25 protein-coding genes and 1 other RNA gene are annotated in these 24985 nt (G+C 37.7%); 24 read left to right on the top strand and 2 right to left on the bottom strand.

Translation table 11 applies throughout. The annotated features are described in order from the left end of the window. Window positions 1-3: 3 nt before the first annotated feature. On the bottom strand, window positions 4-621 hold the full coding sequence (gene recU, locus HMPREF2810_RS11770; RefSeq protein ID WP_010715104.1) for a Holliday junction resolvase RecU: 618 nt from the start codon (window positions 619-621) through the stop codon (window positions 4-6). 62 nt (window positions 622-683) lie between these two features. Between recU and HMPREF2810_RS11765 the strand changes: the two genes are divergently transcribed. The 16 genes from HMPREF2810_RS11765 (at window position 684) to HMPREF2810_RS11690 (ending at window position 16313) form a co-directional block, all read left to right on the top strand. Beyond that, entirely contained in the window at window positions 684-1226 is a 543-nt protein-coding gene (locus HMPREF2810_RS11765) for an SLOG family protein (protein WP_002369608.1), read from the top strand. Between the two features lie 93 nt (window positions 1227-1319). Continuing rightward, the gene (gene gpsB, locus HMPREF2810_RS11760; protein ID WP_002382134.1) at window positions 1320-1730 is read left to right on the top strand and encodes a cell division regulator GpsB; all 411 of its coding nucleotides are present in this window, start codon (window positions 1320-1322) and stop codon (window positions 1728-1730) included. 107 nt (window positions 1731-1837) lie between these two features. Further along, an RNA gene (rnpB, locus tag HMPREF2810_RS11755) (RNase P RNA component class B) lies at window positions 1838-2206 on the top strand. A gap of 237 nt (window positions 2207-2443) precedes the next feature. After that, window positions 2444-3607 (top strand): THUMP domain-containing class I SAM-dependent RNA methyltransferase, encoded by a 1164-nt coding sequence (locus HMPREF2810_RS11750; RefSeq protein ID WP_002357989.1) that lies wholly within the window; start codon window positions 2444-2446, stop codon window positions 3605-3607. 17 nt (window positions 3608-3624) lie between these two features. After that, entirely contained in the window at window positions 3625-5121 is a 1497-nt protein-coding gene (locus HMPREF2810_RS11745; protein WP_002382136.1) for a carboxypeptidase M32, read from the top strand. A 32-nt stretch (window positions 5122-5153) separates the two neighbouring features. Next, entirely contained in the window at window positions 5154-5870 is a 717-nt protein-coding gene (locus tag HMPREF2810_RS11740; protein WP_002382137.1) for a DnaD domain protein, read from the top strand. 14 nt (window positions 5871-5884) lie between these two features. After that, window positions 5885-6532 carry an endonuclease III gene (gene nth, locus HMPREF2810_RS11735; protein ID WP_002357985.1) on the top strand — a complete coding sequence of 216 codons (648 nt, stop codon included), beginning with the start codon at window positions 5885-5887 and terminating at the stop codon, window positions 6530-6532. A 173-nt stretch (window positions 6533-6705) separates the two neighbouring features. Further along, complete coding sequence (locus tag HMPREF2810_RS11730; RefSeq protein ID WP_002382139.1) at window positions 6706-7470, top strand: GntR family transcriptional regulator, LSA1692 subfamily; 765 nt, start codon at window positions 6706-6708, stop codon at window positions 7468-7470. Beyond that, window positions 7467-8765, top strand: a complete 1299-nt coding sequence (locus HMPREF2810_RS11725) for a Sapep family Mn(2+)-dependent dipeptidase (RefSeq protein WP_002382140.1) — start codon at window positions 7467-7469, stop codon at window positions 8763-8765. Before HMPREF2810_RS11730 ends, HMPREF2810_RS11725 begins: the two co-directional genes overlap by 4 nt. A 169-nt stretch (window positions 8766-8934) precedes the next feature. Beyond that, the gene (locus HMPREF2810_RS11720; protein WP_002361636.1) at window positions 8935-9888 is read left to right on the top strand and encodes a glycosylasparaginase; all 954 of its coding nucleotides are present in this window, start codon (window positions 8935-8937) and stop codon (window positions 9886-9888) included. A gap of 19 nt (window positions 9889-9907) precedes the next feature. Then, a complete protein-coding gene (locus HMPREF2810_RS11715) occupies window positions 9908-10237 on the top strand; it encodes a PTS sugar transporter subunit IIB (protein ID WP_002357981.1) in 330 nt (109 codons plus the stop codon). A gap of 18 nt (window positions 10238-10255) precedes the next feature. After that, on the top strand, window positions 10256-11611 hold the full coding sequence (gene celB, locus HMPREF2810_RS11710) for a PTS cellobiose transporter subunit IIC (RefSeq protein ID WP_002382142.1): 1356 nt from the start codon (window positions 10256-10258) through the stop codon (window positions 11609-11611). Window positions 11612-11628: 17 nt separating this feature from the next. Next, on the top strand, window positions 11629-12147 hold the full coding sequence (locus HMPREF2810_RS11705) for a GrdB-related putative oxidoreductase (protein ID WP_002361637.1): 519 nt from the start codon (window positions 11629-11631) through the stop codon (window positions 12145-12147). A 36-nt stretch (window positions 12148-12183) separates the two neighbouring features. After that, window positions 12184-14646 carry an ATP-dependent DNA helicase gene (locus HMPREF2810_RS11700; RefSeq protein WP_002382143.1) on the top strand — a complete coding sequence of 821 codons (2463 nt, stop codon included), beginning with the start codon at window positions 12184-12186 and terminating at the stop codon, window positions 14644-14646. Continuing rightward, on the top strand, window positions 14643-15608 hold the full coding sequence (locus tag HMPREF2810_RS11695; RefSeq protein WP_002382144.1) for an asparaginase: 966 nt from the start codon (window positions 14643-14645) through the stop codon (window positions 15606-15608). Before HMPREF2810_RS11700 ends, HMPREF2810_RS11695 begins: the two co-directional genes overlap by 4 nt. 21 nt (window positions 15609-15629) lie before the next feature. Then, complete coding sequence (locus HMPREF2810_RS11690) at window positions 15630-16313, top strand: HD domain-containing protein (protein WP_010715106.1); 684 nt, start codon at window positions 15630-15632, stop codon at window positions 16311-16313. A 16-nt stretch (window positions 16314-16329) separates the two neighbouring features. Here HMPREF2810_RS11690 and HMPREF2810_RS11685 read toward each other — a convergent pair whose 3' ends face one another. Continuing rightward, complete coding sequence (locus HMPREF2810_RS11685; RefSeq protein ID WP_002357974.1) at window positions 16330-16824, bottom strand: YajQ family cyclic di-GMP-binding protein; 495 nt, start codon at window positions 16822-16824, stop codon at window positions 16330-16332. Between the two features lie 232 nt (window positions 16825-17056). Here HMPREF2810_RS11685 and HMPREF2810_RS11680 point away from each other — a divergent pair, with 232 nt between their 5' ends. The 8 genes from HMPREF2810_RS11680 (at window position 17057) to HMPREF2810_RS11640 (ending at window position 24967) form a co-directional block, all read left to right on the top strand. After that, complete coding sequence (locus tag HMPREF2810_RS11680; protein ID WP_002381974.1) at window positions 17057-18013, top strand: YitT family protein; 957 nt, start codon at window positions 17057-17059, stop codon at window positions 18011-18013. 202 nt (window positions 18014-18215) lie between these two features. Then, the gene (locus tag HMPREF2810_RS11675; protein WP_002357972.1) at window positions 18216-19085 is read left to right on the top strand and encodes a class II fructose-bisphosphate aldolase; all 870 of its coding nucleotides are present in this window, start codon (window positions 18216-18218) and stop codon (window positions 19083-19085) included. 173 nt (window positions 19086-19258) lie between these two features. Next, the gene (locus HMPREF2810_RS11665; RefSeq protein ID WP_002357969.1) at window positions 19259-20551 is read left to right on the top strand and encodes a UDP-N-acetylglucosamine 1-carboxyvinyltransferase; all 1293 of its coding nucleotides are present in this window, start codon (window positions 19259-19261) and stop codon (window positions 20549-20551) included. Next, a complete protein-coding gene (gene rho / locus HMPREF2810_RS11660; protein ID WP_002357968.1) occupies window positions 20548-21840 on the top strand; it encodes a transcription termination factor Rho in 1293 nt (430 codons plus the stop codon). The genes HMPREF2810_RS11665 and rho overlap by 4 nt, the downstream gene beginning before the upstream one ends. A gap of 99 nt (window positions 21841-21939) precedes the next feature. Then, window positions 21940-22209: a type B 50S ribosomal protein L31 gene (locus HMPREF2810_RS11655; RefSeq protein WP_002357967.1), complete on the top strand. Its 270-nt coding sequence runs from the start codon at window positions 21940-21942 to the stop codon at window positions 22207-22209. A gap of 315 nt (window positions 22210-22524) precedes the next feature. Next, a complete protein-coding gene (gene tagB / locus HMPREF2810_RS11650; protein WP_080348867.1) occupies window positions 22525-23637 on the top strand; it encodes a teichoic acid biosynthesis protein TagB in 1113 nt (370 codons plus the stop codon). Continuing rightward, on the top strand, window positions 23627-24373 hold the full coding sequence (locus tag HMPREF2810_RS11645) for a WecB/TagA/CpsF family glycosyltransferase (RefSeq protein WP_002382151.1): 747 nt from the start codon (window positions 23627-23629) through the stop codon (window positions 24371-24373). The genes tagB and HMPREF2810_RS11645 overlap by 11 nt, the downstream gene beginning before the upstream one ends. After that, window positions 24374-24967, top strand: a complete 594-nt coding sequence (locus HMPREF2810_RS11640; protein WP_002382152.1) for a hypothetical protein — start codon at window positions 24374-24376, stop codon at window positions 24965-24967. It begins immediately after the preceding gene. Window positions 24968-24985 lie beyond the last annotated feature (18 nt).

Here is a 24985-nt window from a genome sequence, read left to right as displayed (position 1 = left end):
AATCTAGTGTGTCTGAATATATTGTTCCACTGCGTCGAGATAAGGGATTCGCGGTGCGATTCCAAAAGATAATTCAATTCCTTCTTTCTCGATGAGTGCAAGCGGCATAGATTTTTTTCCAGTAACTGTTTGGTTTTTCCAATGCGTTATTAGATTTTCACCACTAAAAAAGAAGCAGCGTTTTAAGCTTGAAAACCATAATAGCACAAAACAAATCCCTTGTTGTGCTATACATTGTTCCATATGATCAATTTGATGTTGATGAAAATTTTTAAAGGGAAAGGACTTGGTATTTTTCGTTTCTTTCGCTTCAAAATCTATGTAACGGCCTTGATATACACCGTTATAATCAGTCGTTGAAGCTTGTCTAAAGTAGGCCTCCTTAATAACAGCCGCACTTCGTTTGGGATAATCTACTTTAACAATTTGAACAGGAGTGGGTTTCTTATGAACGACTGCTTGCTTATTCAATAGATAATATTGATTGCTTTGATTGATCGCTTCTTCGAAATCCATCCCGCGATTACCAAATTCAACGGGGCGTTTTTTTTTTACTTGTTTTTTTGGTGATTGTGCTTCATGATGATTATAAGGTATTCCGTTAGGATAATGGAACGTCACGTTTATCACACTCCTAGCCTGTATTATACCAAAAAAAAGACCTGAAAGAAAAGGGATGACTTATGGAAATGATAAAAACCCTCTATGTCACCGGTTATCGCAGCTTTGAATTGGGGATATTTCAAGGAAAAGACCCGAAAATCACAGTTATTAAAAATGTCTTAAAAAAAGAGTTAGCCAGTTATATTGAAACGGGAGTAGAATGGATTTTGATTTCTGGCAATTTAGGTGTTGAACTATGGACAGCTGAAGTAGTTGGGGAATTAAAAACGGAATATCCAGAAGTCCAGCTAGGTTTGCTTTATCCATTTAAAGACTTTGGCAATAATTGGAATGAACAAAATCGAGAACTGTTAACGAAAGCGGAAAGTTTGGCTGATTATATCAACTCAGTAAGTCACCAGCCCTATCAATCGCCAGCACAATTAAAAATGCATACAAAATTTCTTTTGGAACATTCTGGGGGCAGCTTACTTATTTATGACAAAGAGTACCCTGGCAAAACGGAGTATTTTTTAAAGGACGCACAACATTTTTCGGAACGAGAACCCTATGATATTCGCTTAATTACAATGGATGATTTACAAAACTCGGTGATTGATTAGAGAATCTGTTTGATTTTCTAGCTATTTTTCGTTACAATAGTATTTGTGGAACTATGAAATTTTCTATCGTAAATAAACAAATGAGGTGTAAACATGGCAAATTTAGTATATAGTCCTAAAGACATTTTACAAAAAGAATTTAAAACGAAAATGATGAACGGGTATGACCCAATTGAAGTAGACGAATTTTTAGACAATGTCATTAAAGACTACGAAGCTTATAATAAAGAATTATTAAGCTTGCAAGAAGAAAACAGCCGCTTAATGGCAAAATTAGACCAATTATCAAAAGCCCAACCAACGCCTCGTGTTGCTCAAGAAGTACCAAAAAGTGCAGCAGTGACCAACTTTGATATTTTAAAACGTTTATCAAACTTAGAGCGTGAAGTTTTTGGTAAAAAGTTAGATGAAACACCTTCAACACCTGTAACGCCTTCTGCACCGTCAATGACTACAGAACCAGCGAATCATGATGTTGATAATGCACAAACACGTCAATTTTAACAAGACAATTTAAGTCAAGTTTTCACGAGGAACAGAAAGCATTTGTTAGAATAGCGGACACTTGTTGTAGTGTGTAAATTTTTGCTGTTCGTCTAAACAGATTTGTAATTTTCGGGTGATCGCGGTTTGCTTTTGCAAGCTGAGGAAAGTCCATGCTCGCACAAGCTGAGATGCTTGTAGTGTTCGTGCTTAGCGAAATCATAAGCTAAGGTACTCTTTTAGAGTAACGGCAGGAAAAATGACTAAGGTTTCGACTATGTCAAAGTATCCTTGAAAGTGCCACAGTGACGAAGCGATGTGGGAAACTCCATCGGTGGAACGCGGTAAACCCCTCGAGCGAGCAACCCAAACAATGGTAGGGGCGCTCTTCTAAAGGAAATGAACGAGTAGAAGAGGCAGAGTTTACTCTGCAGATAGATGATGACCGTCACCAATTTTTCCTGAAGAATTGGTGATACAGAACATGGCTTATAGAAAATTACAAGTAATTCAGGAAGACCTTCCAACGTAGTTGTGAAGGCTTTTTTTACGAAAAGAATAAAAAAATGTTAAAATAAAGAAACTGAGATAAAAGTAGTAAGCTGTCTGTTCTAAAGAGGCCGGGACAGGACCGTTTAGTTCAGAGAAAGCGGACAATTACAAAAAACAAGCGGAGCAGTAGTCGGCAGGACTGTTAGCTCCAGACAATAAAAAAGAGTCAAGAAGGAGTTTTTATGACGAAAGAAAAAACATTCAAACTTGTTGCAACGGCTGCTAGTGGCTTAGAAGCATTAGTTGGAAAAGAATTGCGCGATTTAGGGATTCCCTGTGAAGTAGAAAATGGCCGGGCCGTCTTTGAAGGAACAGTTGAAACAATTGCTACTGCCAATTTATGGCTACGGACAGCAGATCGGATTAAAATCGTCGTTGGCGAATTTAACGCCTATAGTTTTGATGAATTATTTGAAAAAGTTAAAGCACTTCCTTGGGAAGATTATTTGCCTTTAGATGCAGAATTTCCAGTTGCAGGTAAATCAATTAAGTCAAAATTGTATAGTGTTCCTGATTGCCAAGCCATCACCAAAAAAGCCATTGTTAACCGTTTAAGAGAAGTTTACCATCGTCCAGCGACGGTGCCTTTAACCGAAACAGGAGCTTTGTTTAAATTAGAAGTGGCTCTTCTAAAAGATAAAGTGACGTTGACGTTGGACACGACTGGACCAAGTTTATTTAAACGAGGCTATCGCATTGAAAAGGGGGGCGCACCTCTTAAGGAAAACATGGCAGCTGCTTTAGTGATGTTGACCAATTGGCGCAAAGATCGTCCTTTTTATGATCCAGTTTGTGGTTCTGGAACGATTTGTATTGAAGCAGCATTAATTGGCCATAACATTGCCCCTGGCTTTAATCGTAGTTTTACTTGTGAAACATGGGATTGGGTTGATCCAGCAATTTTTGAAAAAGTACGTAACGAAGCCGAGGCAAAGGCAGACTACGATGTTGAATTAGATATCTGTGGTTCAGATGTTGATGGGCGAATGATTGAAGTCGCACGAGCGAATGCTGAGGAAGTTGGTTTAGGTGATTCAATTACCTTTAAACAATTAGCCTTAAAAGATTTTACAACCGAGAAGGAATATGGTGTAATGGTAGCTAACCCGCCTTATGGTGAGCGTTTAGGAGAAGAGGAAAGTGTTCGCCGTTTGTATAAAGAAATGGGCCATGTTTTCCGTCCGTTAACTACTTGGAGCAAGTATATACTGACGAGTGATCTTGCTTTTGAAGAATATTATGGTGCCAAAGCTACTAAAAAACGGAAGCTTTACAACGGAGCCTTACGAACAGATTTATTCCAATACTGGGGAACACGTCCACCAAGAAAACCACGGGAAGACTAAGAAAGCTGGTGTAAAAAATGAAGGAAGCTGTATTTTTACAAGAAGTGAAAGAAATTCAATTACTAAAAAATGCCTTGACATTATTAGACTGGGATTCATCAACTGGGATGCCAGAAAAAAGTAGTCCTTTTCGAGGAGAAGTAGAAGGGTATCTAACCGGATTATATTTTGAACGAAGTATTGGCCCAGTTATTCAAGAAGCATTGGCCTATTTTGAGACACGCCCTGAAGAATTATCTGAATTAGGGAAACTGGTTTTTGAAAAAGTAAAAGAAGAATATGCTTTGAATAAAAATGTTCCAGCTGAACGTATGCAAGAATATGTTAAAGTATTAAACCAAGCACATACAGATTGGCTAAAAGCACGCGCTGCACAAGATTTCGGCTTGTTAGAAGAAACCTTAACGAAGGTCGTTGCGTTCCAAAAAGAGTTCATTCCTTATTGGCAAAAAGAAGAAAAAACACCGTACGATGTGTTATTAAATCAATTTGAACCGGGGATGACGGTTGAGAAGCTAGACCAAGTATTCGACCAAGTAAAACAAGGGATTCAAGAAATTCGGACCGTTTTAGCGGAAAAAGGTACGCCGCCTAGAACTGACTTTTTATCTAGAAAAATGACCAAAGAACAACAACGCCGTTTTGTGATTGGTGTGGTTGAACAATTAGGCTATGATTTTTCAAAAGGCCGATTAGATGATACAGTTCATCCATTTATGACAGCTCTAAATCGAAATGATGCGCGGATTACTACGCGCTGGGAAGAAAATAATTTCTCAATGGCAACATTTGGTGTGATTCATGAAGCGGGTCATGGGATGTACGAACAAAATTTTGATCCTAAATTTGACTTTACGCCACTAAGCGAAGGTGCCTCTATGGGGATTCACGAATCACAATCGCTCTTTAATGAAATTATCATTGGTAGCAACCGGGCTTTTTGGCAAAAACAATACCCGTTTTTCCAAGAATGCGCAGAAGGCACTTTTGATGATATTACTTTTGAAGATTTTTATGCTTCTTTAAAAGAAACGAAAGCAAGTTTGATTCGGATTGATTCCGATAGTCTCACCTATCCTTTGCATATCATTATTCGTTATGAAATTGAAAAAATGTTATTTAATGGTTCTTTGGAAGTCGCTGATTTGCCAAAAGTGTGGAACGAAAAATACCAAGAGTACTTAGGCGTCTCACCTGAAAATGATTTAGAAGGCGTCCTTCAAGATGTTCATTGGTCTGGAGGTAGCTTTGGTTATTTCCCATCTTATGCCTTGGGTTATATGTACGCCGCGCAACTATTTCACGCAATGAAACAAGAATTATCTGTTGATGAAATTTTAGCTTCGGAGGATTATTCTGATATCCGTAAATGGTTAACACAACATATTCATCAGTACGGCGCTTCACGTAAACCAAATCAATTAATTTATGATGCAACGGGGGAAGAATTGAATCCTAGTTATTTAATTGATTATATGAAAGCTATTTATTTTGATGTTTATCATGTGCAATAAGGGAAACAAGCAAGGGGAAGTGGACAACAACAATGTTATCAATTCGTGAATATTTAGAAGCTGGTGAAACAACGATCTCAAACTTACTATTTGATCATTACCAAAAAATTGGTTTGAAAGATGATGAATTTCTCTTTTTACTGCAACTTTTTCGTTCGCAAAATGCAGGCGATTTATTTCCAGACTTAATGGCGATTGCAGAGACGATGGGTAAAACGCCAGATACGATTTATAAGTTATTAAATCAATTGGTTTCTCGCGGATTTATTCGAATTGAAACACAACAAAACCAAAAAGGTCAAATGATGGATACGTATGATTTACTGCCTGTTTTTCAAAAGATTCAATTATTTTTACAAACGAGCAAAGAAAAACAAGTTGTCGCAAACCACGAAGATGAAATTAAACAGCTTTACCAAGGCTTTGAAAAAGAATTCGGACGTCCACTTTCACCAATTGAATTAGAAATGATTGGTCAGTGGTTGAACACAGACCATTATTCCCCTGAATTAATCCGGTTAGCGTTGCGAGAAGCCGTTTTAAATCAGGCGTATAGTTTGAAATATATTGATCGTATTTTACTTGCGTGGGAGCGTAAAAATATTACCACCAAAGAACAAGTGGCTGCTGATCAGAAAAAACGAAAAGATTCTATGATTCAAAATGAGATTGAACAACAAGGTCAGGCACAAGAATCGTTACCAAAGGTTACATTACACAATTGGTTAAATCCAGAAGACAGTGAATAAAAAGGAGGTGGGCCATGCTATCAAAAGAGAAAACAATGGAAGCTATTGAAATTATGTATGAGATGTTTCCAAATGCAGAATGTGAATTAAAACATAAGAATCCTTTTGAATTATTAATTGCTGTGATTTTAAGTGCGCAAGCAACCGATGTATCGGTAAATAAAGCGACTCCTGGTTTATTCGCAGCTTTTCCAACACCAGAAGCTTTAGCAGCTGCGCCGGTGGAGGAGATTATTGCTAAAATAAAAACCATTGGCTTATATCGCAATAAAGCAAAAAATATTAAAGCGTGCGCACAACAACTTTTAGAACGTTTCAATGGAGAAGTTCCGCAAACCAGAGATGAACTGGTCAGTTTACCTGGCGTGGGGAGAAAAACAGCCAATGTAGTAATGGGAGATGCTTTCGGCGAACCGGCTTTTGCAGTAGATACACATGTGGAACGAGTGTCCAAGCGCCTTAGAATTTGTAAGCTAAATGCGAATGTTACTGAAGTTGAGCAAACCTTAATGCGTAAAGTTCCGAAAGAACTCTGGGTGAAAACGCACCATACCATGATTTTCTTTGGGCGTTATCACTGCCTAGCAAGAGCGCCTAAATGTGAAGCCTGTCCGCTACTCTATATGTGTCAAGAAGGCAAAGAACGGATGAAAGGGAAATAACATATTTTTTTCCTAAAAAAGCGAGCCACAAGTCCAACCGACTTGTGGCTCGCTTTCTTTTTTGATTTTTAAGAAACGCAACAAATGATTGCGGTTTCTTAAAAATTGATTTAGTATAGACAGTGTGGTATATACTAGGAAATTTATTTTTTTGAAGAAAGATAGGCGATGAAATGACAGAAAATGCACCTAAATTTAAGCAAATTTCTGCAGAAATTGAAAAGAAAATTCGAGATGGTCTGTATGTAAGTGCACAAAAATTACCTTCAGAATATGATTTAGCTAAAGAATATAACTGCAGTCGCTTGACCATCCGTAAAGCGATTGATGATTTGATTCGCAAAAATATTTTGGTAAAACGACATGGTAAAGGTAGTTATGTGATGTCGCAAGCGAAAATTCAAAGTGGCCGCGCTGGCTTACAAGGTTTTACTGAGGCAGCCAAAGCTTACGGGAAAAAAAGCCAGACAGAAGTCATTTCCTTTGAAGAAGTAGTACATCCCGCTGAGAAAATTCGGGAGGCACTCCAAGTGGGCAAAAATGAGGCGATTTATGAACTGATTCGCCGCCGAATGTTAGATGGCGAGCCAATGACAGTTGAAAAAATTTATTTGCCACAGGCATACGTACAAGGCCATACGAAGCAAGACTTCGAGGGCTCTCTTTTCTGCTTAATCGAGAAAAACGTCGAGATTGCTTATTCGCATCAAGAAATTGAAGCAATTTTAGTTGAAGAGGAAATTTCAGAATTATTGAATGTTCCTGTGGGCCAACCACTTTTACAAGTCCACTCTATCACCTATGCGCTTGATGCAACTCCTATTTTATATGATGTCTCTTTATATCGAGCAGATCGGTACACGTTTAAAAACACACTGACCCGCTATAGCCCGTCTGAAAACAACCAAGTGGAGCTAGGAGGTTCTTGGAACGAATGAAGATAAAAGAAGAAATAGCCGCTCAAAAAGATTTATTTTATGAAGACTTAAACAAAATTATCGCGATTCGAAGTGTGAAAGGGTCGCCTAAAAAAGAGGCACCTTTTGGCGAAGGACCGAAAAGAGCCTTGGAAGAAACGCTGAAACTTGCAGAGCGTTATGGCTTTCAAACTGAGATTGTCAATGACGCAGTTGGCTATGCGCAATGGGGAACAGCGGAAGAATATCTGGGGATTATTGGTCATTTAGACGTAGTACCAGAAGGTTCTGGCTGGTCAGTGCCACCCTTTCAATTAACGAAAAAAAATCAACGTTTGTATGGTAGAGGAATTCTAGATAATAAAGGTCCTATCTTGGCTTGCCTGTATGGAATGAAATTACTGAAAGAACTTGGTTACCAACCAAAGAAAACCATTCGCTTAATGTTTGGCACGGATGAAGAAAGTGGGAGTGGAGATATCCCCTTATATTTAGAGAAGGAAAACGCACCCGTTTTTGGATTTACTCCAGATTGTAAATATCCAGTAGTTTATGGGGAGCGAGGGATTGTTAATTATGAAATCACAACGACCATCCCAGATGATTCAAGTGAACAAATTGGTCATATTATGGGTGATCAAGCAAAAGACCATGTGCCTGATCAATTAAGTGTGGTGATTGCAGGAAAAACAACAGCAATCACGGGAAAACGTGCTCCTTCCAATGCGCCAGAACTAGGCAAGAACGCGATTACTTTATTGGCACAGAAAATTAGCGAGGAACAGTTAGTCAAAGGAAATTTATTACAGTATTTCGACTGGTTAACCGCTAGTTTTCACGAAAAGCACTATGGCGAAGGAGTAGCTCTGGACTTTAAGGATCAGGATAGCGGGCAATTGATTTTAACGCCCTATGCGTTGGAAAAACGAGGACAGCAATTGGTGTTATCATTGGCCGTGCGTTATCCTGTTTCTATTACAGAAAACGAAGTAACCACGCAGCTAACGAAGGCACTATTTCCAGAAAGTGAAGTGACCGTCATCCGCCGCCTCCCTAGTACGCTGTTTCCAAAAGATGAGCGCAATGTTCAAAAACTAACCAAGGTTTATGAACAAATTACTGGCTTAGATGGGACGCCAGTTACAACTACCGGTGCTACGTATGCTCGCTTTATGCCGAATATCGTTGCTTTTGGTCCATCATTTCCTGGTCAAAAAGGCATTGCGCATAACCAAGATGAATATATGGATGAAAAAGATTTACTGCTTAATCTGGAAATCTATATGCAAGCGATGATTGCATTAACAGAAGCGTAAAACCAATAGAAGATACACGTATGAGAAGAAGCCAATGTGTTTCGTAGAGGTCGCATACGTGAATCTTTTATTTTTCTGTTTAAAATTTCATTTTCAGTATATACAAAACAGTATATACTATGTTATAATGGTGGAGAAATGTAAGCGTTAACGAAAGGGCGGATGGAAAATGACTTGGGGTGCAATTGCGACATGGCGGATGGCACATGATGGGTTACTAAAAGCTACAGAAGAATTGCAACAAGGAGGTGCTGCAGGCACGGCCGTGGAACAATTAATTAAAGAAGTAGAAGACTATCCTTTTTATAAGTCAGTGGGCTACGGCGGTTTACCTAATGAGGAAGGGATTTTAGAAATGGATGCTGCCTATATGGATGGAGACACATTTGCAATTGGTGCTGTGGCAGGAATTACAGATGTTAAAAATCCGATTTCAGTGGCTAAAGCATTAAGTAAAGAGAAGTTTAATAGTTTTCGTGTTGGCGCAGGTGCAACGAAATATTCAATGTTGCACGGTTTTGAAAGAAAGAATATGTTGACAGAACGCGCTAATCAATGGTGGCAAAAGCGTTTAAAAGAAATTCAGGAAAATCAGTTGAACCCCTATGATGGGCATGATACTGTCGGCGCTATTACGTTAGACCAAACAGGATCAATGGCAGCTGGCACTTCCAGTTCGGGACTCTTTATGAAAAAAGCAGGACGTGTTGGTGATTCACCACTATCAGGTTCTGGTTTTTATGTTGATAGCGAAATTGGTGGTGCTGCGGCTACAGGATTAGGTGAAGATTTAATGAAAGGCTGTCTTTCTTATGAAATCGTCCGTTTAATGGGGGAAGGGCGCTCGCCACAACAAGCATGTGATCAAGCGGTCTATGCTTTTCACGAAAAATTGACCCAACGTTATGGGAAAGCAGGAGCTTTTTCACTGGTGGCCATGAACAAACAGGGAGACTGGGGCGTAGCTACGAATGTGGAATTTACTTTTACGGTTGGTACTGATATGCAGCAACCAGAAATTTATATTGCAAATCCAGGCAAGAATCATACCACAGAGATTCAGCCGATTTCACAAGAATGGTTAGCTGCCTATGAAAAAAGAATCAAAGCACCAATTGAATAAATGAGGAGAGTGAAGGAACATGAGTAAAAAACAAATTTATCTTTTTTGTGATGCAGGAATGTCTACAAGTATTATGGTGAATAAAATGATGGAAGTGGTTGAAAAACATCAAATGCCTTTAATGATTACTGCTTTTCCTATTGCAAGAGCACAAGAAGTGGTTGAAGCAGAGAAGCCTGTTGCTATTTTATTAGGACCACAAGTCCGTTTTTTATTAGAAAAAACAAAAGAACAATTTGCTCCTCAAGGGATTCCTGTCGCTGCAATTGCGCCAGAAATTTATGGCATGATGGATGGCGAAAAAGCATTGAAAGAAGCGCTGCGGTTAATTAAGCAAAATAAAAAATAATAGATAGGAGTGACGACCGTGCAAAAATTTTTGGATTGGTTAGAGCGCGTATTGACCCCTTTGGCAAAAGTGATAGGAGAAAATAAGTATTTAGTAGCGATTCGTGATGGCTTCCTTTTATCAACGCCCTTGTTGATTGTTGGTTCGGTCTTCTTATTAATTGCTAATTTTCCTTTGCCACAATGGGATACTTGGATGTCTCATTTGCTTGGTAAAGACTGGGCGACAATGATGTCTGTTCCAGCTAGTGCTAGTTTTGATGTAATGACCATTCTGGCCGTTGTCGGTATTGCCTATAGTTTAGGGAAACAATTCAATGTGGATGCAATGCAAGCAGGAATTATCGCATTGGTTTCATTTTTTATTGTAACGCCTTATCAAACATTATTTACACCGGAAAATAGTTCAAAGGTTTATGAAGTTACTAGTTTACCTTTAAAATGGATGGGTTCCAGTGGCTTGTTTTTAGGAATGATTGTCGCATTAATTGCGACTCGTTTATTTGTGGCCATTGTTCGTAAAGGGTGGACAATAAAAATGCCAGAAGGAGTGCCACCAACAGTGGTTAAGTCTTTTGAGGCCCTGATCCCGAGCTTTTTAGTTGTTACTCTCATGTTTTTAGTCAATTGGCTGGCTGCTTTAACTTCTTATGGTAATTTACAAGATGTTATTTTTGAATTTCTACAAACGCCCTTATTGAGTCTTGGTAATACCTTAGGTGCAATGAGCATTGCTTATTTATTTTTACACTTCTTTTGGTTCTTTGGCATTAACGGAGGTAGCGTGGTTGGCGCAGTCTTTAATCCTGTTTTGCGGGCATTGTCTGTTGAAAATTTACAAGCATTCAAAGACGGCCATGAAATTCCCAACATCATCACTGGACAATTTCAAGATATGTTTGCAACATTTGGTGGCGCCGGTTCCACACTCTCATTAATCATTGTGATGGTCTTATTCTGTAAAAGTCAACGAATTAAAAAGCTTTCGCAACTTTCACTAATTCCTGGTGTTTTTGGGATTAACGAACCAATCATTTTTGGGTTGCCAATTGTTTTAAATCCAATCCTTTTAATTCCATTTGTCTTAGTACCCGCAATTAATATTATTATTGCCTATTTTGCTATGGATTGGGGCTTAGTTCCATTGACGAATGGTATTCAATTGCCGTGGACGACCCCACCAATTATCTCAGGATTTTTAGTCAGCGGTTGGCAAGGATCAATTCTGCAAGCTCTCTTATTGGTACTAGGAATGTTCATTTACTATCCTTTTATTCGAGTTATGGATGACCAATATTTACGTGAAGAATGGAAAGCACAAGAAGAAGAGAGTGAAGAAATTGATTTTGATTCCTTTGACTTCGATGATTTATAAATAAGGAGGAAATAGGCGTGAAAAAAATCCTTTTAGTCTTAAACCACAGTTTAGCAGGATTTGGCAGTGATGAACAAGCTCAGCTGAAACCAAGTGGTAAAAAAGCTCCCTTAGGTCCAGGGGTAACATTGCTACCATTTTTACAGAAGCAAGGAGCGGAAATTGTTGCGACACTTTATTGTGGTGACCAATATTATTTGGAAAACGAGGAAGAGGTAGCAAAGAAATTTATTGGCTTTGCAAAAAAGTTTCATGCCGATGCGGTTCTTTGCGGACCAGCCATGCATTATCCTAATTTTGGAGAAATGGCTGCTCGTCTAGCTTGTAAGTTTAATGCTGCGGGCATTCCTGCAATTGCAGCGATGGCAGAAGAAAATCCAGCAGTCAGTCACTATTATCAGCAAGTGCCAATTGTGAAGATGCCCAAAAAGGGTGGCATTGGTTTAAATAATTCGTTTAAACAAATGGCGCAATTGGTCGTGGCAAAAGCAAATGGAAAAGAAACCAAACAGTTAGAAGAAACAAGTTGTTTTTAATTGTTGATAATCTAAAGAGAAATCCAGAATGAATGCATGATTGTGTTCGTTTTGGATTTTTTGCTTTTGTTTAGCGAATGTATGTTCTATAATAGGGAGGCAGATAGGTGGGATTACGTGAAATCAACGAGAAAAATTGCGGTTCGTCAAGTGGTCGAATTTATTTTAAGGCGGGGAAGTATCGATTCTCGCCATGTGAGTGAACATACACCACAAGAAGGTAGTCGCCTTCATCGAATGTTGCAAAAGGAAGCGGGGAGCCTTTATCAAAAGGAAGTATCTTTAAAAATTGAGGTGCCTTTAAATGGCCATAATTATTGTGTAGAAGGTCGTGCAGACGGCATTTTTGTGAAAGAAACTGGGCAAGTGGTCATTGATGAAATTAAAACATCCGAGCCAGCGTTTGAAGAATTGCCGCCAGAAAAGGTCGAATTGTTTTGGTATCAAGTGATGTGTTATGGTCACATGTATTGCCAACAAGAACAACTTTCTGAAATAACGCTTCAACTCACTTATTATCAGACCACCACAAAACAAATCACACGACAAGAACGCCATTTTACAGAAGCTGCATTAGCGGAGTTTTTTACTGATTTGATGAAGCGCTATGAACAGTGGGTAATTTTTAAAGAAGAGTGGCGTATTTTGAGAAATAAATCATTAAAAAATCTTAGTTTTCCTTACGGGGAGTATCGCAAAGGGCAACGAGAATTGGCGGTAGCCGTCTATAAAACAATTCTTAGTAAACAGCGGCTCTTCGTGGAAGCACCAACTGGAACAGGCAAGACAATGTCCACTCTTTTTCCAGCAATGAAAGCAATTGGTGAAGAAGAAGGTGAACGGATTTTTTATTTAACAGCTAAGACCATCACGCGGCAAGTGGCTGAAGATGCCGTCAAAGCGCTGTCCGAAAAACAAGCGCAAACTAAGAGTATTACGTTGACAGCAAAAGATAAAATTTGTTTTTTAACTGAACGAAATTGTACGCCAGAACATTGCCCGTTTGCTGACGGCTATTATGATCGTTTAAATGAGGGACTGTGGGATTTATTACAACATGAAAATCATTTAACGAGAGAGGTTATTGAACGGTATGCACAAAAGCACCAATTGTGTCCATTCGAGTTGTCGCTAGATGCAAGTCTTTGGTGTGATTTAATTATTGGCGATTACAATTATCTATTTGACCCAACGGTTTATTTGCGGCGCTTCTTTGAAGAACCCCAAAGTGCAGAAGAGAATATTTTTTTAGTGGATGAAACCCATAATTTGGTTAATCGTTCACGGGAGATGTATTCGGCCGCTATTTCTAGGAATGCGGTTTTGCAAATTCAAAAAAGATTGCAAAAAGAATCTGTTCAATTAAAAAGAGCTTGTCAAAAAGTCTTAACTACGTTTGATGATATTGAAGCAATCTGCGAAGAAAAAGACACGGATTTTTTTGCCCAACGCGCGCCAATTGATTCATTAGTTAAACAGATACATCGATTAACAGAAGTAATTGCAGAATGGTTGCCAGAAAATCAACACATTGAGGAATTGGCGTCGATTCTCAGTTTTTATTTTGATTGTTTAAGTTATCTTCGAATCAGCGAGTATTATGACAACGGCTTTTATACGTCTATTTCTTTGCGAAACTATGACTGCGTTGTGAAACAATTTTGTGTCGATCCGGCTTATTTATTGTCACAACGATTAGATAAAGGGAAAGCGAGTATCTTATTTTCAGCAAGTTTAACACCTCTGAATTATTATCAAGAAGTGCTTGGTGGAGGTGAAGAAAGCCTACGTTATCGGATTCCGTATCCTTTTCCAGAAGAAAATCAATTGTTGATGATTGGTAGTCATCTTCAAACAACCTATAAAAACCGTGAAAAAAGTTATCCACAGATTAGTGAACTTTTAGGGAAGTTAAGTGAAACAAAAACAGGTAATTATTTAATTTTCTTCCCTTCTTATGCCTATATGGATGATGTCTATCAAGTATTTAGCCAACGCTACCCGCAAGTAAAAACTCAAATTCAGGGAACGGACTTAAACGAAAAAGAGCGAGAAGCATTTTTAGCTGAATTTAAAGAGAATCCTCAAGAAACTTTCATCGGTTTTTGTGTTTTAGGTGGTATATTTTCAGAAGGAATTGACTTGAAAGGTACCCGATTGATTGGTACGATAATTGTTAGTGTCGGGCTACCACAAATGAATCCGGAGCAAGAACTGATTCGCACTTTTTATCAAGAAGAGCGAGGGCAAGGGTTTCAATTTGCGTATCAAATTCCTGGCATGAATAAAGTCTTGCAAGCGGCTGGACGTGTCATTCGAGATGCGCGAGATAAAGGCTTTGTGTTGTTATTAGACGAACGATTTGAATTACCAAGTGTCCAGCGTTTCTTTCCGCCGCATTGGTTGGCGTATCGAAAGGCAAAGACCAATGAACAACTCATTCAACAAGTGAAACAATTTTGGTTAAAAAATAAAGAAAACAAAGGAGGAAACAAATGAAGACCATTTTAGTCCTTCATACAGGTGGGACCATTTCCATGTCGAAAGTAGCAGGAGGAAGTGTTGCCCCGAATGAAAAAAATCCGTTGATGGAACAAGAAGCATTATTTTCTGGCAAGGTTCATTTAGTTGTCGAAGATATTTTTAATATTCCCTCACCACACATGACCTTAGAACGGATGTTTCAATTAAAAGAACGGATTCAAAAAGCTTATTCTGAACCAATTGATGGCGTGGTTATTACGCATGGAACAGATACATTAGAAGAAACAGCTTATTTTTTAGATATAACCTTAGAGAAAAAAATCCCCATTGTTTTAACAGGAGCAATGCGGTCAAGTAACGAAATCGGTAGTGATGGCTTGTATAATTTCATCAGTGCTATTTGGACTGCTTGTTCAGACGAATCGTACGATAAAGGTGTTTTAGTCGTGATGAATGATGAAATTCATACGGCGCGTTATGTGACAAAAACACATACAACGAACGTAGCAACGTTTCGGACGCCAACTTTTGGACCAATTGGAACCATTGCGAAAGAACGTGCTTTTTTTGCGAAAGAGGTCTTACCGCAAGAAGTCTGCGATGTTTCTTCTGTGAAAGGAAATGTCCACGTAGTGAAGGCCTATGCGGGGATGGGTGAACGGATGTTTGAATTATTAAACACCCCAGAAACGGATGGGTTAGTAATTGAAGCGCTAGGCGCGGGTAATTTACCGCCAGAAACGCTCCCAGCATTACAAAAGATGCTAGACAACGGGATTCCAGTCGTTTTAGTTTCTCGTTGTTCCAATGGCATTGCTGAAGATATCTATGATTATGCTGGTGGTGGCGTTGGCTTGAAAAAAATGGGGGTCGTTTTTGCCCGTGGTTTAAACGGACCGAAAGCGCGGATTCGTTTAATTGTTGGTTTAAACAGCGAAAAAAATCCTACAGAGTTAAAAGAATTTTTGGAACAGTAACTAATTTTAAGGAGAAAATAAATGAAGCTGTTTGAACGCATTCATCAAGATACTGAAATTCGACAAATTTATGATGCAATTGGTCAAATGGAAGATGAAGAAGCTGGGTGGGCATACCATAATTGGCTTCATGTAAACAATGTCGTAGCCATGACGGAAATGATTTTGAAACAACTTGCTGTTTCAGAGGAGTATTTAGAAGCGGCAAAAATTGCGGCACTGCTCCATGATGTAGGTGCGCTACAAGGAAAAGCAGGACATGCACTTCGGGGAAAACAATTTGCAGAAGCATATTTTCGTAAGCAAAAGATTTGTTTGCCTTATCAAGAAGAAATTTTATCTTCTATAGAAAATCATAGTAACGGCTTTGATTCGGAAGAGCTAATGACGCTAGCGCTAATCATTAGTGATAAATTAGATATTACAACCTCTCGTGTTGCAAAGGCTGGTTATTTCGTGCCGGGAATGCGGCAACTTCAATTTTTAAAGAAAATTGAAATTATGCTTTCAGAACAAGAGGTTTGTGTCTCGTTTACGGCAGAAGAAGAACTGGATTTAGAAGAATTAAATGCGTTTTATTTTATGCCAAAGGTCTTCAAAGCAATTGCCGCTTTTTCAGAAAAAATTCAACGCCGACCAATCGTTTTATTGAATAATCAAGAATGGCCGGTACCAAAACCAAAAAATCCTTCAACTGTTCATTAACAGTTGAAGGATTTTTTTAGCGATAATTATTAAACTCAAGAGCCATGGGTAAATCTAATTCTCGTAAAAGAGCCATGACTTTTTGTAAATCATCCCGACTTTTTCCAGTTACCCGAATTTTGTCTTCTTGGATTTGTGACTTAACTTTAATCCCAGAGTTTTTGATAGCTGTGTTGATTTTTTTTGCATTTTCTTTATCAATACCACTGATTAAATCACCATATTGGCGAGCAGTACCGCCTAAGGCTTTTTCACTTTCTGAGAAATGAATATTTTTAATCGGAACATTGCGTTTGACTAATTTTCCAAATAAAATATCCTTCACTTGCTCGACTTTATAATCATCTTCAGCTACGACTACTAGTTTATCGTTTTCCAATTTAATATCAGCAATTGACCCTTTAAAGTCAAAGCGATTTTTCAATTCTTTCAAGGCAATTTGAATTGCGTTTTTGACTTCCTCCATATTGACCTCTGAAACTACATCAAAACTTGCTTCTTTTGCAGCCATGTAAAAACCTCCTAAAATATTCTTTGCTTCATCATATCATGAAATAGTAAAAAAGGTTAGGCTAGAATCATTTTGAATAGAGAAATAAGAAGATCAATTTTTAGGGATATCTTCCCGCATTCTTTCATGGAAACGTTGCAAAAAAAATTTTCAATGTTCGCTTTTAGCCCCTTTTCTTTTAGGATAGAACCTGTTATTCTAAGTCAGAAGAATAGCGAAGGAGCGAAGAAAAATGAGTCGATTGGTTAGTACTTACCAAAGAAATGAATCGATAAAAAAAATAGCAGTGATGGCGATAACCGCTTTGACTTCTGCGGTCGGTTTGAATTTCTTTTTGATTCCGGCAAAAGTTTTTTCGGCAGGGATGAACGGAATTGCGCAAATCATTGCTACATTATTATATACAAATTTAGGAATCCATATTAATACAGGGATCTTCATTTTATTTTTAAACATTCCCGTCTTCATTCTAGGGTTTGTAAAATTAGGGAAACAATCAACGATTCTTAGTTTCATCAATGTTATTGGCATTTCCGTTGTGACTATGTTTGTGCCAATCGTAACAGTCACAACGAATCCTTTGATGAACGCAATTATGGGTGGTGTCTTAGTCGGCGTTGGCGCAGGGCTTTCATTGAAAATGGGCTTTAACACTGGCGGCATGGACATTATTTCACTGATTCTTTCAAAAACAACAGGGAAAACAGTTGGTAATTTTATGTTCTTATTAAATGGTATTATTGTGCTGTTGGCTGGTTTTGTATTTAACTGGGAAAGTGCGTTGTATACTATTATTTCTATTTACTGTTTGAGTCAGGTGGTCGACATGATTCATACCAGTCACCAAAAAGTCACAGCAATGATTGTCACTACGAGACCAGAAGCCGTTGCCTTAGAAGTTTCTCAACAAATCGCTCGTGGCATGACCTTGTTGCCTTCAATCGGCGGCTATTCAGGTGCAGAAGGTCGGATGATTATGATGGTCATTACTCGCTACGAACTCTATGATTTAGAACAAGCAGTTTACAGTATCGATGAGAATGCCTTTGTAAATATTTTACCAACACAATCGGTTTTAGGGCGTTTTGCTAATGAAGATGAACAACGGATTTTTCATAGTACAGGAACATTTCCTGAGCTTCAATCCTACAAGGTGAAACGTTATCCGCCAAAGAAAAAATTAAAATAGCAAGTCGGCCTTCAGATCCCAAAGTGATAACGGGAAAACTGGAGGTTTTTTTATAAAAATGAAGGTTATGTGAAAGAATAGACAAAAATTTTCTGAAAAAGGGAATTTTACTAGAAAAGTGTCAGGAATTCTGCTAAAATAGAACCGTTGGTTAGGGAACACCTAACAAATAAAGTTTTTAAAAACTTAGGAGGAATTTTTTATGCCAGTAGTATCAGGAGCAGAATTCTTAAAAGCAGCACGTAAAGGCGGCTATGCAGTAGGTGGCTATAACACAAATAACTTAGAATGGACACAAGCGATTTTAGAAGCAGCAGAAGCTAAAAAAGCACCAGTTCTAATCCAAACATCAATGGGCGCTGCTAAATACATGGGCGGCTACAAAGTAGCTAAAGACATGATTACTAATTTAGTAGACTCAATGAATATCACAGTTCCAGTAGCAATTCACTTAGACCACGGTGACTATGAAGCTGCTTTAGAATGTATCGAAGTTGGCTATACTTCAATCATGTTTGATGGTTCTCACTTACCATTCGAAGAAAACTTAAAATTAGCGAAAGATGTAGTTGAAAAAGCTCACGCTAAAGGTATTTCTGTCGAATGTGAAGTTGGTTCAATCGGTGGTGAAGAAGACGGAATCATCGGTACTGGCGAATTAGCTGATATCGAAGAATGTAAACAAATGGTTGCTACAGGTATTGACTACTTAGCATGTGGTATCGGTAACATCCATGGTCAATATCCAGAAAACTGGAAAGGTTTAGCATTTGATCACTTACAAGCAATTGCTGAAGCTGTCGGTTCTGATGTACCTCTAGTATTACACGGAGGTTCTGGTATTCCTCAAGAACAAATTGAAAAAGCAATTTCAATGGGTATCTCAAAAGTTAACGTAAATACAGAATTCCAATTATCATTCGCTAAAGCAACGCGCGAATATATTGAAGCTGGTAAAGATTTAGAAGGTAAAGGATTTGACCCTCGTAAATTATTAGCACCAGGTAAAGCTGCAATCATCAAAGATGCAGAAGAACACATTGATTGGTTCGGTTCAGCTAACAAAGCTTAATCAACTAGTTACGTTAAAGACAGCCACAGCACGTGGCTGTCTTTTTTATTTTTTGTTATTTTTTCATTCTATTAAAATACCTGAGAAGTTTTCTTTTTTCTTAAGCTTGATTATGATAGAATGATTGGGTAGTTTATTTAGAAAACGTATATTACAGATAGGTGAGAATATAAATGAAAAAAATCGTAATCAATGGGAATCGTCCATTAAAGGGCGAAGTAACCATTAGCGGCGCCAAAAATAGTGTGGTCGCTTTAATTCCAGCTGCTATTTTAGCAGATTCGCCCGTGACTTTAGATGGCGTTCCTGACATTCAGGATGTTCACTCATTAATTGAAATTTTAGAAATTATGGGTGCTAAAATTACTTTTGAAAATAATACATTAATTATTGACCCAACAGAAGTTGTTTCTGTGCCAATGCCAAAAGGAAAAATCAATAGCTTACGTGCGTCCTATTATTTTATGGGCTCACTTCTTGGTCGATTTGGGGAAGGCGTTGTCGGCTTACCTGGCGGTTGTTACTTAGGACCTCGTCCAATTGATTTACATATCAAAGGATTTGAAGCATTAGGCGCTCATGTAACCAACGAACATGGGGCGATGTACTTGAGAACAGACGAAGCTGGCTTACAAGGAACACGAATTTTTATGGATATGGTATCTATTGGTGCTACAATCAATGTCATGTTAGCCGCAGTTAAAGCCAAAGGCAAAACGATTATTGAAAATGCTGCGCGTGAGCCAGAAATTATTGATATTGCTACATTATTAAATAACATGGGTGCAAAAGTCCGAGGAGCTGGAACGGACGTTATTCGGATTGAAGGTGTCGAAGAATTACATGGTTGTCGTCACTCGATTATTCCAGATCGAATTGAAGCTGGGACTTATTTAGCTATGGCAGCAGCTATGGGTGAAGGAATCAAAGTTCGAAATGTTATTTATGAGCATTTAGAAAGCTTCATTGCGAAATTGCAAGAAATGGGCGTTAAGATGACAATTGAAGAAGACATGATTGAAGTTCATCCGTCACATGATCTGAAAATGACAACGGTGAAAACCTATCCATATCCTGGTTTTGCCACAGACTTGCAACAACCGTTAACGCCATTACTTTTAAAAGCGCAAGGAACTGGTGAAATTATTGATACGATTTATGCTCAACGAAATAAGCATATCCCTGAGTTAGTGCGGATGGGGGCTGATGCTTCGGTTGAAGGCAATATGATTATTTTAAATGGTCCAAATCAATTGCACGGTGCAGAAGTAGTCGCCTCTGATTTACGGGCAGGCGCTTGCTTAGTCACTGCCGGCTTGATGGCTGAAGGTACGACCACAATTTATAATGTAGAATATATTTTACGTGGGTACGACCACATTATCGAAAAGTTAACTGCTTTGGGCGCTGATATTCAAATGCTAGAAACCGAAGAACAAGAAGGTCCGTTTGAGGTGGATCAATGAGCGACTATTTAACAATGGCTGAATTGGAAAATAGTACGTTAAAAGATATTTATGCGTACGCGAAAGAGTTTAAAATTCCTTATTATAGCCAAATGAACAAAAAAGAATTGTCTTTAGCTGTGATTCGTGCACAAGCTGAGAAGCAAGGTTTTTTCTTCATGGAAGGAATTTTAGATATTGTTTCTCAGGATGGTTATGGCTTTTTGCGGCCAATTAATTATGGACCAAGTGCAGAAGACATTTATATTTCTTCTTCTCAAATTCGTCGTTTCGGATTGAGAAATGGGGACAAAGTAGCTGGCAAGGCGCGTCCGCCAAAGGAATCAGAACGTTACTATGGACTCATGCATGTTGAAAGTGTCAATGGGAAAGATCCTGAAGAAGCGAAAGAGCGGCCACATTTTCCAGCGCTAACACCGTTGTATCCTGAAAAACAATTAACGTTAGAAACAACGGCTGGCAGATTATCAACACGAATGATTGATGTATTTGCACCAATTGGTTTTGGGCAACGTGGTTTAATTGTAGCGCCGCCAAAAGCCGGGAAAACAAGTGTTTTAAAGGAAATTGCTAATGGGATTACAGAAAATCATCCTGATGTGGAATTGATTCTGTTGTTAATTGACGAGCGTCCTGAAGAAGTGACTGATTTAGAGCGAAGCGTTAAAGGCGATGTGGTTTCTTCAACTTTTGATCAACAACCACAAAATCATACGCGAGTTGCTGAATTGGTTCTGGATCGAGCAATGCGCTTAGTTGAAGACAAACGGGACGTAGTTATTTTAATGGACAGCATCACTCGTTTAGCAAGGGCCTATAATTTAGTGGTCCCGCCTAGTGGTCGAACCTTAAGTGGCGGAATAGATCCAGCTGCGTTTTTCAAACCTAAACGATTTTTTGGTGCTGCCAGAAATATCGAAGAAGGGGGCAGTCTGACTATTTTAGCCACGGCATTGGTGGATACAGGTAGCCGAATGGATGATGTCATCTATGAAGAATTCAAAGGCACAGGCAACATGGAGCTCCATTTATCTCGTGAATTAGCAGAGCGCCGTATTTTCCCAGCAATTGATATTAAAAAATCAAGTACGCGAAAAGAAGAATTGCTAATGACACCAGAACAACTAGAAGAAACGTGGAAATTGAGAAATAATATGTCAGGAGACTCGCTGGAATATACGGATCAATTCATAAAAATGTTAAAACGGACCCAAAATAATCAACAATTATTTGAAGTTTTCCATGATGTTTCGTTTGGCAAACAAATTAAAAGAAATCCAAAAAGATAATTGCATACCAACTGAAAACATGGTAAGATATCATTGTTGTATACCGACAAAATAACTCTGATACAGCAAATGGATCAGGGCAAAGGAGCGAAAAAACGTATGAAACAAGATATCCATCCAAATTACCAACCAGTAGTATTCATGGATTCAACAACAGGTTTCAAATTCCTTTCAGGTTCAACTAAAGGATCTTCAGAAACTGTTGAATGGGAAGATGGCAACACTTATCCATTATTACGTGTTGAGGTTACTTCAGACTCACACCCATTCTACACTGGTCGTCAAAAATTCACACAAGCCGACGGACGTGTGGACCGTTTCAACAAAAAATACGGTCTCAAAGACGAAAACGCAAATCCAGACGCATAGTCTTTCAAAACATTGTTATGACAAGGTTTATAGAGGTTTTCCACTGTGGTGGGAAACCTCTTTTTTTGTTGGATATGCATTTTTCAACTCAGAGAATTAATTAAATATTATTTTATTTAATTAAAAGTACAGCTAGCCCGTATACCGTATAATTTAAATTATTTGGATAGTATACATATTGTAAAGTGCAATTGTCTTTTTAGAATCTTTAAGGTATAATTTGTTTTAATGAGTTTATATGTAAGCTTTTTCTTTTTAAAGACTTTGATCATATCTTTTTTATAAGAAAACTATTGGTTGTGAAAGGATATAAAAGTGCTAAAACAATTGTACTTAACAGTATTAAGACGGAGACCATACAAACATAAAAAAGTAAAAATTGTGTACATAATGAGTTTCCCAAGAAATGATGGACATTTAATTGAACAATTAGAACAACACTATCACGGAATGATAATAGTACTTTATACAAAAAATTGTCAATCATATGCAGCATCCTTAAATCAAAAAGGCATAAAGACGATACTTTTTGATAAGAAGACTTTGCTGATTACAACGGCGATTTCATACTTGAAGTCAGCGCCACTAATTTTTGTAGATAATTATTTTCCAGAATTGGCAATTTTAAAAAACGAGCAAGTAGTTATCCAGTTATGGCATGCAAATGGGGCTTTAAAACAGTTTGGCTGGGGCGCGTATCATACGAATCAAAGAAGTCGCAAGGATCAAATCAGGTTTCAAAAAGTTTATGATAAAATGAATTATTTTGTCGTTAATTCACTAAAAATGGAAGCTATTTTTAGAAACAATTATCGCCTCGAGAATGCTCAATTTTGTCATTTTAGTTCGCCACGTCTTGCTTATCTTGAAAAATTAGAGATAGGAGAAACAAATCAGAATAACAAAATTTTATATGCACCAACTTATCGAGAGGAATTGAACGAAATGATGCTTGTGATAAATCAAGCAATAAAGGCTTTTTCTGCTATGCCAAAGTTTCATTTTTATATGAAATTACATCCATCAATCCAGTTAGATGCCATTGAACTACCGAGAAATGTTTCTATTTGGGAAAAGCATATTTTTGAAAGCTTTAGTGAAATAGACTACTTGATTACTGATTATTCGAGTGTGGTCTTTGAATACATGCATGTTAAAGAGCAACCGAACATTTTATTTTTTTGTCCAGATTTAGAAAAATATGCATTAAATCCTGGAATTGAGCCTGATTTTTTTGAATATTTACCAGGACCGTTAGTTGAAAATGAAAAACAGTTGATTGTGGCATTGTCAAATTTTTCAATAAATAGTTATAAAGATAATATTGCTAGAATTAACGAAGAATGGAATCAATATCAGTCAAAAGAGAGCATTAATAAAATAGTAGAGTTGGTAGAGAGAATCTTGGGGGGATTTTGTGAAAAGTAAGGTACGCACTGAATATATTGGGGGATTACCAGTTGACGTATTAACACATCAAGAAATTATGGATGACTTAGAAAGTTATCTCAAAGCTAAAGAGAAAATGATTGTAACTAGCGTTAATCCGCAGATTTCATTGTTAGCATTTGAATATCCAGAAGTTAAGTTATATTTGAAAAGAGCAACTCATCGGATTGCAGATGGGATAGGTGTGGTCAAGGCATCGAAGCTAACGGGTGGGTCTATTCGTGAAAGAGTTACAGGAATTGATGTCATGGATAATTTTTTAGAGTATGCAAATCAACATAAGGAACGAATCTTCTTGTATGGTGCAAAGCAAGAAGTAGTTGAAGCAGCAGCTAAAAATATTCAACAACAATATCCAGGGATTGTTATTAGCGGTATTTTACATGGCTATACAAAGAAAAAACAGCAAGAAATTGTGGAACAAATTAATAAAGCTGAACCAAGGTTTGTCTTTGTAGCATTAGGTTCACCGAAACAAGAGATTTTTTTGGAACAAACAATTGATCACCTGACAGCTAATGTATTTTTAGACGTAGGCGGTACTTTTGACGTATTAGCTGGATCAGTAAAAAGAGCGCCAGAATTTTATATAAATCACAATTTGGAATGGTTATATCGTTGTTTGACAATGAAGAGATACGATCGGTTAATGCAAATTCCTAAATATATTTATTTGACTATTAAGTATCGGAACAACAAGTCTAGGGGGCAGTAAATGATTATTTTGTTTATTTGGGAAAATGACGTAGACACAACTTTTTATATCGTAAAAATAGGGAAAGATGAGAAGTTCATTTTACGAGTACCACCTATTCACAAACTAAGTGAATTTGTTCAAAATAATCAATGGAATAGTTTGATAGAAGAATTAAGAAGATTGTCTTCATACGAAGTAAATGAGTACATAATTATAAAAAAAGCAATGCTTTTTTCGTATCTTTTTGAAGACGATAAAGAAATTGTTATTTCAAATCAAAGCGAGCGGCATCTAATAGATCAAAATGGCAAAGAATGGTTTTTACCAAAAGGAAAAGTTGCTGTAAATCAAGAGGTGCTTGCAGAATATCTTCGTTTTAGTCATTCAGATTCTGAACGTTCATTTGAGCATCAGGAACACATTTTTCGTTTAACGAAAATTAAATTATTAAAAGATAAAAATCCGTTGAAATTGCAAAAGCAGTTAAAACAATTAAAAAAAGCTACAACAACGTCTTTCTCTATAAAATCTCTGAGTAAGTTATTAGTAATCTATACTGCTACAGAAAATAAAAAATTTGATCGAAAAACCATCAAAGTCAATCAAAAGTAGCATTTTTCTATTCACAAA

It is taken from the genome of Enterococcus sp. HMSC078F03, from assembly GCF_001811595.1.
GTDB classification, from domain to species: domain Bacteria; phylum Bacillota; class Bacilli; order Lactobacillales; family Enterococcaceae; genus Enterococcus; species Enterococcus faecalis.
Note: the sequence above shows the minus strand (reverse complement) of the source record. Positions and strands in the feature narration are given on the sequence as shown.

Bases quoted from the DNA above. Each gene is read 5' to 3' on its own strand.
- HMPREF2810_RS11765 (WP_002369608.1), top strand. From the start codon at position 684: ATGGAAATGATAAAAACCCTCTATGTCACCGGTTATCGCAGCTTTGAA.
- gpsB (WP_002382134.1), top strand. From the start codon at position 1,320: ATGGCAAATTTAGTATATAGTCCTAAAGACATTTTACAAAAAGAATTT.
- HMPREF2810_RS11750 (WP_002357989.1), top strand. From the start codon at position 2,444: ATGACGAAAGAAAAAACATTCAAACTTGTTGCAACGGCTGCTAGTGGC.
- HMPREF2810_RS11745 (WP_002382136.1), top strand. From the start codon at position 3,625: ATGAAGGAAGCTGTATTTTTACAAGAAGTGAAAGAAATTCAATTACTA.
- HMPREF2810_RS11740 (WP_002382137.1), top strand. From the start codon at position 5,154: ATGTTATCAATTCGTGAATATTTAGAAGCTGGTGAAACAACGATCTCA.
- nth (WP_002357985.1), top strand. From the start codon at position 5,885: ATGCTATCAAAAGAGAAAACAATGGAAGCTATTGAAATTATGTATGAG.
- HMPREF2810_RS11730 (WP_002382139.1), top strand. From the start codon at position 6,706: ATGACAGAAAATGCACCTAAATTTAAGCAAATTTCTGCAGAAATTGAA.
- HMPREF2810_RS11725 (WP_002382140.1), top strand. From the start codon at position 7,467: ATGAAGATAAAAGAAGAAATAGCCGCTCAAAAAGATTTATTTTATGAA.
- HMPREF2810_RS11720 (WP_002361636.1), top strand. From the start codon at position 8,935: ATGACTTGGGGTGCAATTGCGACATGGCGGATGGCACATGATGGGTTA.
- HMPREF2810_RS11715 (WP_002357981.1), top strand. From the start codon at position 9,908: ATGAGTAAAAAACAAATTTATCTTTTTTGTGATGCAGGAATGTCTACA.
- HMPREF2810_RS11700 (WP_002382143.1), top strand. From the start codon at position 12,184: ATGATTGTGTTCGTTTTGGATTTTTTGCTTTTGTTTAGCGAATGTATG.
- HMPREF2810_RS11695 (WP_002382144.1), top strand. From the start codon at position 14,643: ATGAAGACCATTTTAGTCCTTCATACAGGTGGGACCATTTCCATGTCG.
- HMPREF2810_RS11690 (WP_010715106.1), top strand. From the start codon at position 15,630: ATGAAGCTGTTTGAACGCATTCATCAAGATACTGAAATTCGACAAATT.
- HMPREF2810_RS11685 (WP_002357974.1), bottom strand. From the start codon at position 16,824: ATGGCTGCAAAAGAAGCAAGTTTTGATGTAGTTTCAGAGGTCAATATG.
- HMPREF2810_RS11680 (WP_002381974.1), top strand. From the start codon at position 17,057: ATGAGTCGATTGGTTAGTACTTACCAAAGAAATGAATCGATAAAAAAA.
- HMPREF2810_RS11675 (WP_002357972.1), top strand. From the start codon at position 18,216: ATGCCAGTAGTATCAGGAGCAGAATTCTTAAAAGCAGCACGTAAAGGC.
- HMPREF2810_RS11665 (WP_002357969.1), top strand. From the start codon at position 19,259: ATGAAAAAAATCGTAATCAATGGGAATCGTCCATTAAAGGGCGAAGTA.
- rho (WP_002357968.1), top strand. From the start codon at position 20,548: ATGAGCGACTATTTAACAATGGCTGAATTGGAAAATAGTACGTTAAAA.
- HMPREF2810_RS11655 (WP_002357967.1), top strand. From the start codon at position 21,940: ATGAAACAAGATATCCATCCAAATTACCAACCAGTAGTATTCATGGAT.
- HMPREF2810_RS11640 (WP_002382152.1), top strand. From the start codon at position 24,374: ATGATTATTTTGTTTATTTGGGAAAATGACGTAGACACAACTTTTTAT.